This window comes from Skermanella stibiiresistens SB22, from assembly GCF_000576635.1.
In the GTDB taxonomy this organism is placed as follows: Bacteria; Pseudomonadota; Alphaproteobacteria; order Azospirillales; family Azospirillaceae; genus Skermanella; species Skermanella stibiiresistens.
In genome coordinates, this window is the sequence record NZ_AVFL01000068.1 from 1 (window position 1) to 11,590 (window position 11,590).

10 protein-coding genes and 3 pseudogenes are annotated in these 11,590 nt (G+C 61.1%); 8 read left to right on the plus strand and 5 right to left on the minus strand.

Features of this window, described 5'->3' with window-relative positions; genetic code table 11:
• Nucleotides 1-97 precede the first annotated feature (97 nt).
• Nucleotides 98-812: pseudogene (locus tag N825_RS34875) on the plus strand (IS6 family transposase).
• A gap of 72 nt (nucleotides 813-884) precedes the next feature.
• Here the strand turns inward: N825_RS34875 and N825_RS37630 are convergent.
• Nucleotides 885-1,679: an MmyB family transcriptional regulator gene (locus N825_RS37630; protein ID WP_084165389.1), complete on the minus strand. Its 795-nt coding sequence runs from the start codon at nucleotides 1,677-1,679 to the stop codon at nucleotides 885-887.
• A gap of 122 nt (nucleotides 1,680-1,801) precedes the next feature.
• Between N825_RS37630 and N825_RS34885 the strand changes: the two genes are divergently transcribed.
• From N825_RS34885 to N825_RS34890, 3 genes are all read left to right on the plus strand, one after another.
• Nucleotides 1,802-2,413, plus strand: coding sequence for a glutathione S-transferase family protein (locus tag N825_RS34885; protein ID WP_037461948.1), 612 nt, complete (start codon nucleotides 1,802-1,804; stop codon nucleotides 2,411-2,413).
• A gap of 12 nt (nucleotides 2,414-2,425) precedes the next feature.
• The gene (locus N825_RS38455) at nucleotides 2,426-2,866 is read left to right on the plus strand and encodes a putative antibiotic biosynthesis monooxygenase (RefSeq protein ID WP_157619765.1); all 441 of its coding nucleotides are present in this window, start codon (nucleotides 2,426-2,428) and stop codon (nucleotides 2,864-2,866) included.
• A gap of 62 nt (nucleotides 2,867-2,928) precedes the next feature.
• Nucleotides 2,929-3,636, plus strand: a complete 708-nt coding sequence (locus N825_RS34890; RefSeq protein WP_198039066.1) for an alpha/beta fold hydrolase — start codon at nucleotides 2,929-2,931, stop codon at nucleotides 3,634-3,636.
• Between the two features lie 101 nt (nucleotides 3,637-3,737).
• Here the strand turns inward: N825_RS34890 and N825_RS34895 are convergent.
• Nucleotides 3,738-4,418, minus strand: a pseudogene (locus N825_RS34895) (IS6 family transposase); the annotation flags it as partial.
• 931 nt (nucleotides 4,419-5,349) lie between these two features.
• Nucleotides 5,350-5,556, minus strand: a complete 207-nt coding sequence (locus N825_RS34900) for a hypothetical protein (protein WP_037461955.1) — start codon at nucleotides 5,554-5,556, stop codon at nucleotides 5,350-5,352.
• A 298-nt stretch (nucleotides 5,557-5,854) separates the two neighbouring features.
• On the opposite strand from N825_RS34900, the gene N825_RS34905 reads away from it, so the two are divergent.
• The 3 genes from N825_RS34905 to N825_RS34915 all read left to right on the plus strand — a co-directional run bounded on the left by N825_RS34905 (nucleotide 5,855) and on the right by N825_RS34915 (nucleotide 8,941).
• Complete coding sequence (locus tag N825_RS34905) at nucleotides 5,855-7,966, plus strand: CHASE domain-containing protein (RefSeq protein WP_198039067.1); 2,112 nt, start codon at nucleotides 5,855-5,857, stop codon at nucleotides 7,964-7,966.
• A complete protein-coding gene (locus N825_RS34910; protein ID WP_245613333.1) occupies nucleotides 7,963-8,349 on the plus strand; it encodes a response regulator in 387 nt (128 codons plus the stop codon). The genes N825_RS34905 and N825_RS34910 overlap by 4 nt, the downstream gene beginning before the upstream one ends.
• A gap of 184 nt (nucleotides 8,350-8,533) precedes the next feature.
• On the plus strand, nucleotides 8,534-8,941 hold the full coding sequence (locus N825_RS34915) for a response regulator (protein WP_051514176.1): 408 nt from the start codon (nucleotides 8,534-8,536) through the stop codon (nucleotides 8,939-8,941).
• Between the two features lie 104 nt (nucleotides 8,942-9,045).
• Here the strand turns inward: N825_RS34915 and N825_RS37410 are convergent, their stop codons facing one another.
• Both N825_RS37410 and N825_RS34925 read right to left on the minus strand, forming a co-directional pair.
• Nucleotides 9,046-10,500, minus strand: coding sequence for a sensor histidine kinase (locus N825_RS37410; RefSeq protein WP_198039068.1), 1,455 nt, complete (start codon nucleotides 10,498-10,500; stop codon nucleotides 9,046-9,048).
• Nucleotides 10,497-11,012, minus strand: a complete 516-nt coding sequence (locus N825_RS34925) for a putative pterin-binding protein (protein ID WP_245613334.1) — start codon at nucleotides 11,010-11,012, stop codon at nucleotides 10,497-10,499. The genes N825_RS37410 and N825_RS34925 overlap by 4 nt, the downstream gene beginning before the upstream one ends.
• A 418-nt stretch (nucleotides 11,013-11,430) precedes the next feature.
• On the opposite strand from N825_RS34925, the pseudogene N825_RS40680 reads away from it, so the two are divergent.
• A pseudogene (locus N825_RS40680) lies at nucleotides 11,431-11,590 on the plus strand (IS5/IS1182 family transposase); the annotation flags it as partial.

Sequence of the window (11,590 nt, forward strand, 5' to 3'; positions counted from 1 at the left end):
AAACTGCCTTCCGGAGGACAGCCGCCCCGCAATAACCCCATGTCAACTTGAGGGCTGGTGCTTGCGAAGGCGGATGGCTGGCGAGTATGGGACGGGGATGACGACGTCCCCTGCTCCTTCCCACGCCGGCTACCGGTTCCCTGCCGAAGTGATCAGCTATGCGGTCTACCTCTAATTTCCGGTTTCCGCCGAGCTCGCGGATGGTCGAGGAGATGCTGGCGGCGTGCGGGATCGAGGTCAGCCATGAAACCGTGCGCGAATGGGGCCCGAGGTTTGGCCGCGAGATCGCCAACGGGATCCGCCGGCTGATCCCGCGGGGCGGCGACAAATGGCATCTCGACGAGATGATCATCACCATCGCGGGCAAGAAGCGCTACTTGTGGCGGGTGGCCGACCGCGACGGCTTCGTGCTCGAGGCCCTGGTCCAGAGCCGACGCGACGAGACGGCGGCCAAGCGCCTGCCGCGCAAACTGCTGAAGAAGCAGCGCCGGGTGCCGCGCGTCATGGTGACGGACAAGCTGAAATCCTACGCGGCGGCGAAGAAGGAGATCATGCCCGGCGTCGAGCACCGCCGGCACAAGGGGCTCGACAACCGGGCGGAAAACCCCCACCAGCCAACCCGCCGACGGGAACGCCAGATGAAGCGGTTCAAGTCGGCCCGCCACGTTCAGCGCTTCGTCGCGATCCACGACCCCATCGCCAACCTCTTCCACTTTCCCCGCAACCAACTCACAGCCACCGAGCACCGCGCCGCCCGTTCCCAAGCCTTCACGACCTTGCCCGAGATCGCCGGCGCCCGACTCGCCGCCTAATCAAGGACCAGATCCGCGCCCACATCACCATACTGTTCCGCAGTGATCAAACGCCCACCAAGTTGACGGTGCCTAAGCTACTAATTTTTCATCGTAGAAAGCGATGCGAAGTCCGGGCCTGTTTTCGGAGACGAGGATATTGAGGCGATAGCTTCTCCACCTGCCCTCTGCATCACGGAGTGTGATGTCCATATCGCCGATTCGGAGGACTTCGGGATCATCCCACCATTCCATTGTTTGTGGGACGGCTTGAAGAACCTCGTCGAGGATGGACCTCAAAAGCGGGCTCTTCCCACCCGTCAGATAGTCATGGCGCGCTTTGAGCAGGACAAGCCTCGCGGCGAACTGCCAGTCTCGAATCTTCTGCCGGTAGTGGTCGGAAAAGAAGACGATGCGGAGCATGTTCGGTCGCGGCAATATGAAGTCTTCAAACAGGGTCCTGGCTGCCTCGTTATGGGCCAGGACATCCCATGAACTGTTCATTATGTACGCGGCCTGATCGAGACCACCGATCATCCTCACGAGCGACTGTGGAAGCTCGGCACTCTCAGATCCATCCGAAAATGTCTCACGACCGGCCAATGCAAAAAGGTGCTCCCGTTCGGCTCGGTCAAGCTGAAGTCCTCGCGCCAATCGATGGAGGAAATCATCCGATACCGCTATGTCGCGTCCCTGCTCGAACCAAGTGTACCACGTCAAACCGACACCGGCCAAAGTGGCGACTTCCTCGCGACGAAGGCCTCTGGTTCGACGGCGGCGCACCTGCGGCAAGCCAACCGATTCTGGAGAAGTGCGCTCGCGACATTGTCGGATGAAGTCCGACAGCGCCTGTTTGAGCGGTACGCGCGTTAAACGATCAGACGCCACTTCTCACCTCGCAAAGCATCACTTTAGTAACAGCATAAAACCCACATTGTAACACGATAATTTAGAGATAATCTCTGGACATAGATAGTGACTGAAGTGCCAAAATCGGAAGGTTGGATCTTATGCTCCTGTACCAGTTTCAAAAAGGAACGAATCCGCGGCGCGTTATCATCTACCTGAACGAAAAAGGGATCGACGTTCCGCGATATGAACTGGATTACGCGGGAGGAGAGCACAGGTCGCGCGAATACCTCGCCATCAATCCCAGCGGACGAGCCCCGACACTCGTCACGGATGAGGGTGTGCCGATCACAGACTCTGCTGCCATTGTCGAGTATCTGGATGAGTTGCATCCCGGTACGCCGATGATGGGGACGGACGCCATTTCTCGAGCGAAAATACGCTCGCTTGAGCGATTGGGGACCGATCTGGTGGTCCGGTCTCAGCTTTGGCTGTGGAACGTTACCCAAACCTTTCCTGCCAAAGAGCCATCACCATCACTGGAGGTTGCTACCAGGCTTTTTGGGTACGTCACCGAAATACTGGATGTCCTGGAGGCGACGATCGGAGACAACGAGTTCCTGGCAGGAGACAGGCCTACGATCGCGGACTGCACGGTGTTTTCAATTTTTCAAACATGCCGGGAGAGGTTCGACCAGCCCTTCGGCTCGGCTCATCCGCGCCTTGACGTCTGGTACAAGAAGTTTCGCCAGCGGCCGAGTGCCGAATACTAGGAGGCTGGCGATTTGACTAAGCCTGATACCACGACTGGCGATCTGACTAGCCTCAAGGCAAGCGATGGCACAGTCGTCGGCCCGATCAAACCATCTAAAACCAGATTGACGATCGTTATGATTGGATTCGTCTATCCCATTGTGACGCTCCTGCTCTACGCATTGAACCCGCTGGCTGAGAACTGGGCTGTATGGCATCGAACGCTGGTTCTGGCGCCGGTCACAGTAAGCCTCATTGTCTTTGTTGTGAGCCCGGTAATAGCAAAACACTTCGACTGGTTCCTGCGTCCTCGATCAGCGCGTCGAAGGGTCATCAATGCATCTCTGCGCCAGGGGCGCTGGTATACGAACGGAATTAGCTTCAACCGGGCCAAAGGCGAGACCAGATCCAGCAGCCGCCTCGTCGAAGACGACAATAACTCCCATGGAGAGCAGATCGAAAAATGGTCATGAACCGGCGCGCATTCTCGGCCACTTTGATCGGAGGAGCGGCTACGCTTGTAGGGAAAAGGAGCATGGCAGCTCCCGCATCAAGTCGTCCGCCAAAAGCCCGCGATATCGTTCTTATGCACGGCCTCTTTGCTGATGGCTCTTGCTGGAACGATGTCATATCCTTCCTACAGCCAAAGGGGCTCAACGTCACTTCCGTCCAGAATCCCCTGTCGACCCTACCACAATCGGTTGCAGCAGCAGTGCGCGTACTTGACCGGCAGGACGGTCCAACCGTCTTAGTTGGTCACTCATTCGGCGGGATGATCGTCACCCAAGCCGGGATGCATCGCAGCGTATCCGCCCTTGTCTATATCGCGGCTCGTGCGCCCGATGCTAACGAAGACTTTGCAGCCCTCGCGAAGACCTATCCAACCCCTCCCGCGAGTGCTGGGATCGTCTATGACGGGGAAGAGGGAAGGCTCACCGAAGAGGCATTTTTGCGTGACTTCGCAGGCGATGTCCCCGAGGCCAGGGCCCAGCTCCTTTATGCGACGCAGTATCCTTTTCAGAAGGCCTTGCTAGCAGGCACGGTCACAGATGCGGCTTGGCGCTCCAAGCCTGCCTATTATGCGGTATCGGCTGAAGACCGTACCATCAATCCGGAGCTGCAGAGGTATCTGGCCAGAAGGATGGAAGCAAAGACGATAGAACTGCCCGCCAGCCATCTTTCTATAATCTCGCACCCGCGCGAAGTCAGCGAACTCATCCTGGAAGCTGCTGGCCACGGCTGAGCGTCTTCTTTGGAAAGAATGCTGGGCTCACGGGATATCGTCAACTTGTTGGGCGAAGCAGATAGTTGGGCGAGTTTGACGGCGATCAAGGATGCTGCGGGTCATGCGGCTCGCTCGATGCCGCAGACGTCGTGCCATGCCCGGAAAGCGCGGGTCCGCTCGGTGCGGTAGTCGGTTGCGGTCATGCGGTGGCGGGGCGGGAGAAGAAGGTTGTCGACCTGATCGTGGGCGGACAAAAAGCGCTGAGCCTGCTTGGCCGACTTGAACCGCTTCATCTGCCGTTCCCGCCGTCGGGTCGGCTGGTGCGAGTTCTCCGCGTGGTTGTTGAGCCCTTGGTGCTGGCGGTGCTCGACACCCGGCATGATCTCCTTCTTGGCCGCTCCATATGAGTCCAGCTTGTCCGTGATCATGACCCGAGGAGCCCGGCACTGCCGCTTCAGCAGCTTGCGCGGCAGCCGCTTGGTCGCCTTCTTGTCGCGCCGACTCTGGACCAAGACGTCCAGCACGACGCCGTGCTGGTCGACGGCGCGCCAGAGATAATTCGTCTTGCCGGCGATCTTGAGGACGACCTCATCCATGTGCCACTTGTCGTCGGGCTGGGGTCGGCGCCGGCGGATGATGTTGGCAAACTCCTGGCCGAACTTCAGCGCCCATTGGCGGATCGTCTCGTGGCCGACTTCAATGCACCGGAATGCGAGCATCTCCTCGACCATCCGAAGGCTCAACGGGAAGCGAAAGTACAGCCAGACCGTGTGGCTGATCAGCTCGGGAGGAAAGCGATAGCCGGCTCACACCGCTCAGGCAACCCAGCCCACCGCCAACTTGACGGTGCCCACGGCAGGCACCGGCCTGTCCAAACCGCCGTTCATCAGCCGGCCGCTGACCGGCAACCTCGCGCCGCCGCCCGATTACCAAGATGTGGAGCAGGTGAAGGCGTGGCTCCATGAGCGACGGCTTGATGTCTCATACGCGTGAGGCCCGGAGATACTATTTTGTTACTCAAGGGCAACGGTTCCTCTAATGAAATTCGTGATAATGTGCTCTAAATTTCACTAGTGCATTTCTCGGTGGTTAACTGCTGCTGCCATCCGAATGATCTTTCCTTGGTACGATGTTCGGCCCCATGGACTAGAGCAGGCATTTTCACGCCTTTCGGATCGCTAATGTCGTGCAAACAGACCGGTTCGGCGGCGAGGATGTGATGGCTGCTTCCCCAACTCCGGAAGAGCACATGGCGAACTTGAGATTTAAGCTGGAGGTTGCGCGCCTTCGGGCGAAACAGTGGGAGGATCGAGCGCACGACTGGGCTGGCCAGTTGTATCTCGTTCACAGGGAGCACGCATTCACCCTATTGGAAATGGCTCGGCTCAATGATGAACTTCCGCATGCCAAAAGGTCGGGGTGGAGCCGGTTGGTTGATCCCGCCGGCACGCGATACACATGTTCGCTACCCGAGGATGTCCTCGTCCGTAATGTTCAGCCGCATGGGTCGCCCAGATCTCCCGGCCCGGATCGCTCCCCGCTGCGTCATTGCGACGCGTCGAAGCGTCCGCGCCGCCCGAGCGTAGTTTCACCCGGCATACAGCCATGACACCTTGGCGAACATGATCAGGCCGTTTAAGTGCGCGGTCAGAAGGAGATCTGGTTCCATGCCAATTTAACACTTCGGGCGACCAAGTGTCCAAGGTGTCCAGTTGGTGATGCTGGAAAGCGTCACCCAATGAGACCGTCGCGGGAGATCCTAAGATCCACGGATTGTCCCACCAGACACACTGCAGCCGCCAGTCCATGCACCCGACCGACAAGTCGGAACAGACGCGCCGCGTCGGCGTATCCGCCCGAGGGCGAGTGCCACGACACATCGGCCAGCAGGATCACGCCGTACAACTGGTCGACCAGCGATGAATGATCCTGTGTCATTCCCGGAGCATAGTCCAAAACCTCGAATAGCTATAAGCGGAAGTTCATCCTGTCCAAGGGCCCCATCGGTCGCCGATCCGCTGGTCTCGGATAGGCGCAACTCACCCGCCATCATTTCATTCGCGAAGCCTTAACGAGTGGTTAACCAGATTTCCGGTTCATATCGGGTTCCCCACAACGGCATGGCCGGGCATCGATGATGGGACCACCAATGTCGGAAGCGCCGTCGCATCATCGCGCCTCTCCATCGGGAAAGAGACGGCGGAAGCTCAACGCATGGCCTGTTCTGGTCACCACCGTGGGATTGCTCGCCACGGCCGGCGCGATGATGGGCTTCTGGCTCGTCATGGAGCGGAGGGATCACGAGCGCTTCCTCCAGGAGGTTGGACAGGCCGAAACCACGATCTCAAACCGCATGGAGACCTACGTCGCGGTCCTCCGGGCCACATCCGCCCTGTTCGCTTCGAGCGAGGCCGTGACACGGGCCGAGTTCGCCGCCTTCGTGGTGAGACTTAACCTCCGTGGGCGTTATGCCGGCATCCGGTCCATCGGCTTCAGCGCGCGCGTGGCCTCGGATCAAGTCGGACGTCTCGAGGCGGAGATGCGGGGGGATGGGGTCGAAGGGTTCCATATCTGGCCCCAGGACCGCCGGGACGAGTTCAACTCAGTGATCTACCTCGAGCCGCTCGATGACCAGAACCGGGTGGCCATCGGCTTCGACATGTCGGTCGATCCGGTACGTCGGAATGCCATGGAGCGCGCTCGGGACACGGGGGAGCCCGCCGCCTCGGGCAAGGTCAGGTTGGTGCGTGAGGCCGATGGACGGGATCAGGCGGGCTTCCTGATCTACATGCCGGTTTACCAGGGCTCGGCTATCCCCACCACAGTGGAGGAGCGGCGCGACCTCCTGAGCGGACACGCCTACGCCGCCTTCCAGGCCGACGAATTGTTCGAGAGGATACTCTGGGGCGCGCGGCCCAACCTGGCCCTGGAGGTCCACGACGGCGAGCCCGGGAAAGGCGCGCTTATGCACCGCTCCTCCGACTGGAGCGTCGGTGGAACGCCGCGGTACGGGACGGAGCGGCCCCTGGCGGTGGCGGGCAGGGTCTGGACAGTGTCCTACGCCGCCAGCGCCGGACTGGAGGCCGCGTCGGGGCGGGGGCTGGTGTGGATCGTGGGGATCGGCGGGCTCCTGGCCACCTCCCTCCTGTCGGCCGCCGCCGTGGGCCAGTCACGCGCACGGGCGGACGCGGAACGCGCCTCCAGGGCGGAGCGCCTCCGGGCGCGGGAGCTCGAGACCATCAACGGCGTCGGCATCGAGGTTTCGGCGCAACTCGACCTGGACCGGTTGGTTCAGTCGATAACCGACGCCGCGACCCAAGTCTCGGGCGCGCAGATCGGGGCCTTCCTCTACAACGTGCTCGACGAGCGCGGTGAGTCCTACACCCTTCACGCCCTGTCCGGCGAGAAGGCCGGCGCGTTCGCCAACCTGTCCATGCCGCGCAACACGGCCGTGTTTGGCCCAACCTTCCGGGGTGAGGGGGCCGTTCGATCGGACGACATCACCAGGGACGCCCGCTACGGCCACAACGCGCCGCATCACGGGGTGCCCCGTGGGCATCCCGCCGTGCGCAGCTACCTGGGGGTGCCGGTCGTCTCCCGGTCGGGGGAGACGCTGGGCGGACTCCTCCTTGGGCATGGCGAGGCGGGCGTGTTCACGGCGGCGGCCGAACGGCTTGTCGTGGGTCTCGCCGCCCAAGCCGCCGTCGCGGTCGACAACGCGCGCCTGTTCGGCGCCGCGTTGCGGGAAGCCGAGCAGCGCAAGCTGCTCCTCGACGAACTCAACCATCGGGTCAAGAACACGCTCGCGGCCGTGCAGTCGATCGCCCGGGAGACATCCAGGTCATCACCCACGCCCGCGACCTTCCTCGCCTCTTTCGAGGGCAGACTATTGGCCCTGTCGAACACCCACGACCTGATCACGCGGGGCAATTGGAAGAACGCGCCCCTGATGGAACTCGCGCGAGCCGAGCTGGCTCCCCATGGTCACGACCGGGCCCTGATCGCTGGCCCGGACGTCTGGCTGCCGCCCCAGGACGCCGTCGCCCTCGGCATGGCGTTCCACGAGTTGGCGACCAACGCCGCCAAGCATGGGGCGTTGTCCGTTCCCGGAGGGCGTGTCCGGATCGGGTGGAGGGTCGTGAGCGTTGATGGTGGGAGCCATCTCAGGGTCGAGTGGGAGGAGTTTGGCGGACCGCCCGTGGCGCCGCCGGAGCGACATGGGTTCGGCACCCGGCTGTTGAGGGGCGTGCTGGCCAGCCAATTGGACGGTGTCGTGAGCCTAGACTTCGCCCCGGAAGGGGTTCGGTGCGTCGTCGAGTTCCCGCTGCGCGATGGAAAGGCGGTATGATCATGGTGGAGGGGCTGACCGCGATCCGTGTGCTCGTCGTCGAGGACGAAGCGCTGGTGGCCATGGCACTCACGGGAATGCTGGAAGGGTTCGGCTGCCTCGTGGTTGGACCGGTCGGACGCGTCCACCGCGCCCTCGATCTCATCGCCACGACCCGGATTGACGCGGCGGTGCTCGACGTCAACTTAGCCGGTGACAAGGTTTTTCCCGTGGCCGAGGAGTTGACCCGCCGGGGTGTACCCATCGTGTTCGCGACTGGCTACGGGACGGCGGGGCTTGACGGCGCCTTCCCCGATGTTCGGGTGCTCCAGAAGCCCTATCCGGAGGTGGCCCTGGCCGAGGCGTTGGGCGACGCGCTCATGAGGCGGAGCGACCAAGGTTGATAACCACGAGCCGTCAGGATGAGTTCGTCAATCCACCCATAGGCTACGGAGGTCAGGATCAGGCCACACCTATCGCGGTCGGTGGATACCGGCAAACAACGAACCTCACAAATGGCGGTGATGAAGATTTCCTTAATCAAATTCGTGGGATCATCCTGGATACGATTTGACGAATGGACCGCCGATGCCTGCCGCCTTGAAAGTCGCCCCCAGCGCGGAACGCGCCGCCAGTCCTCGCATCCTGGTCTGCGAGGATGATCCCCTGATCGCCATGGGCTGGACGGAAATGCTGATGGACGCTGGATATGAGGTGGTCGGCCCCGCCTACACCGCGGAGAAGGCGCTGGAACTGGCCTATAAGGACTTGCCCAGCCTGGCCCTGATCGACATCGATCTGGGCGGCATCATCGATGGCATCTCCGTCGCCGCCGAACTGGGCCCGATCGGAGTGCCCGTCATCTTCATCACCGGCAATTACCAGCGGGCGCCGCTGGAAGGCCGCGAATACGCCACGGACATCCTGATCAAGCCCGTCACCGAGAACACCGTGCTGGACTCGGTGAATTCCATCCTGCGGGGCCTTGATCGTTGAAATCTCTTGCGCATGCCATGGGTTAGACGAGTAAACGCCCGTCCTCCGCAGTTCCCGGCTTCCACCTTCTGTCCCCACCACCTAACGCGCGAGCCGCGATCACGTCACTCGGCATCCAACCTCATGAGGTTTTCTTCCAATACTCCTTTTGTTCCGATGATGGCGGCGCTTGGAAACAGGAGGGACACCTCCGTTCCCTTGTTTTGCCCACTTTTGATGCGTAGGTGGCCACCGTGCGCCTCGATCAGTCCTTTGACGATGGTCAGGCCGAGGCCCGTGCCCTCGTAGCGCCGGTTCATCCCGTCATCGATCTGCTGAAATGGCAGAACCGCCAAGGCCGCTTGTTCCTCGGTCATGCCGATGCCATCATCGCGAACCATGATCTCGAAAAAGCCATCACCGGCAACCGAGCGGCAGGTGAGTCCGACGTTGCCGGAAGGAGCGCTGAACTTCAGGGCGTTGGTCAACAGGTTGAGAAGCATCTGCCGCACCGCGCGCTCGTCCGCCAGGAGGATGGGCCACACGCTGGCCGGCTCCGTGGTTATCCTCCGGCCAATGGCCAATGGATTGCCGCGCAGCATGGTGGTGACGGCTTTGACCACCGCAGCGAGGTCGATATCGCGGAGATCGAGATCATAGTTGCCGGACTCCAGCTTCGCCGTGGTGAGGATATCCTCGACAAGGGAGAGCATGTGCGTTCCGCTGTCCAGGATATAACCGGCATATTCGGGATACTGTGGCTGTCCGGCGGATCCATGCATTTCCCGGGTGATCATCTCGGAAAAGCCGATGATCGCGTTGAGTGGGGTGCGCAATTCATGGCTCATGGTGGCGAGAAACCGCGACTTCGACCTGCTGGCCAATTCCGCCCGATCCCGGGCCGCTGACAGCTCCCTGGTGAGTTTTCCCTGGATGTCATGGGCTCGACGGACCTCCCGGTTCTTGAACATCAGAAGAACGATGAAGCTCGCCCCACACAGCATCAGCCCGCCAGCCAGCGCAGAGAAGATCCAATGCAGCGAAACCAAGCGATGCTGACCATTCCCGATGACTTCGCCGCCATACTGGTTCGCCGCCGACGCGAAACGAGAAAGTTGCGCGCCGATCGGAGCCAGTCCTCGCCTGATCTCACGAACCACTTCCGCCCTGTCGGCGTGGGGCTGTGCGAGGAAGGAAGACAGGGCCTCCAGGGTCGTCGAAAGATTATCGATGACGGCCGACTGATCAGGAAAGCGATCGATGAACTCCGCCATGCCAACGCCGCGAAGGACACCGACGCGGTTGAGCAAGATGTCGATGCGCACAAGGACGTCGTCCAATTCCGTACCGCCATCGCCCAGACCATATGAGGCCACTCTTTCCTGTAATCGCGCGAATTCCACCACCGCCTGGCCCGCCGTCCACGCGAAATTGTATGGATATGATTGACGCAGGAGCGAAGCGTAGTTGGAGATCAGGAATGTGGTGTAAACAGCGGCCAAGCCAAAGACCACGGTCAACCCGATGAGCAGGGTGCTTGACCACCTTCGAAGCCCGTGCCGTCGATCGATCACCTTCACCTGACCTCCAGCCTCACGACCTGCCATACCGAACGACTGTAGAACTTCTGGCTATTCAATTCAGGATCGGCATCGAAGTTATAGACGATGAAGAGGGGACCCTTGCCACGCACCGGCATGTATTCCCCGTCTCGCTTGAGAGCCAGGATGACCTCGTATTTTCGGGTGTCCTCGATCGGCAATTCAGCCGAGTAGTCGTTGAGGGCGATGGCGGTGAGCTTGGTGCCCGATGTCCCAAGCAAGTCGAGCAACCTGCCAAGGGGCACACCCTCGAAGCGCACCGGCCGCTTATCCCAGGGAGTGGCCGTTTCGAAGGCGACGGTGCCCAGCGCCTCAAGCATTTCCCGGTCGAATACCGCGTCACGCCCTTCGTTGGTGAGCGAGATGCTGCCCGACACGCTGAGTATCGGCTTTCCCAAGGGTGTGGGAAGCGTCTGGGCGAGGGCGTCGCCGAAGGTCAAGGCGGCGAGGAAGAGGATCGCCGCCATTCCTTTGATGGACTTGATGTTCACGCCACCCCCTCGATGCGGACACCGCTCACACGGCAATCACGTCCGGAGAAACAAAACCCCGCATCATGATCGATGCGGGTAATCGTTAAATCCATGGTAGCCCTGACGTGATTAAGGAGTCGTGATCAGGCCAACCTTCTCACCAAAATAGGCTGGTACAGGTGGGACTTGGCGAATGTGAGATCGTTTCCCAGCGCCCGAGATCGTTACCCCGACTAATTCCACCTGATGAGGTTCCTCGCGGTTATGACCAGCGTGACGGTCGGCCTCAAGACAACGGTGCCGATCCACGTAGCGCGCGTCAGGCAGTTCCCAGTCCGGTCAACGTTCACTCTTTTTATGTGTGAGTTGGCGTGTTGCAGGGCTATGCGGGATCGCGTAGGGGACGGCCTGCTTCGATGCTCCGGGCCCCGTCTTCATGCCGCATAAAGCCAATGCTGCCCGTCGCCACCACATTCCGCGACCGAAGTGACGCGTGACGAACTGGGCCGATTATAACGAGGCGCTGCGGCAGCGGGGCAGTCTGACCGTGTGGTTCACCGATGAGTCGATCGCCGCCTGGAAAGCCGCGCCGCGCA

Bases quoted from the DNA above. Each gene is read 5' to 3' on its own strand.
- N825_RS34885 (WP_037461948.1), top strand. From the start codon at position 1,802: ATGCTCCTGTACCAGTTTCAAAAAGGAACGAATCCGCGGCGCGTTATC.
- N825_RS34915 (WP_051514176.1), top strand. From the start codon at position 8,534: ATGCCTGCCGCCTTGAAAGTCGCCCCCAGCGCGGAACGCGCCGCCAGT.
- N825_RS34910 (WP_245613333.1), top strand. From the start codon at position 7,963: ATGATCATGGTGGAGGGGCTGACCGCGATCCGTGTGCTCGTCGTCGAG.
- N825_RS34900 (WP_037461955.1), bottom strand. From the start codon at position 5,556: ATGACACAGGATCATTCATCGCTGGTCGACCAGTTGTACGGCGTGATC.
- N825_RS34890 (WP_198039066.1), top strand. From the start codon at position 2,929: ATGGCAGCTCCCGCATCAAGTCGTCCGCCAAAAGCCCGCGATATCGTT.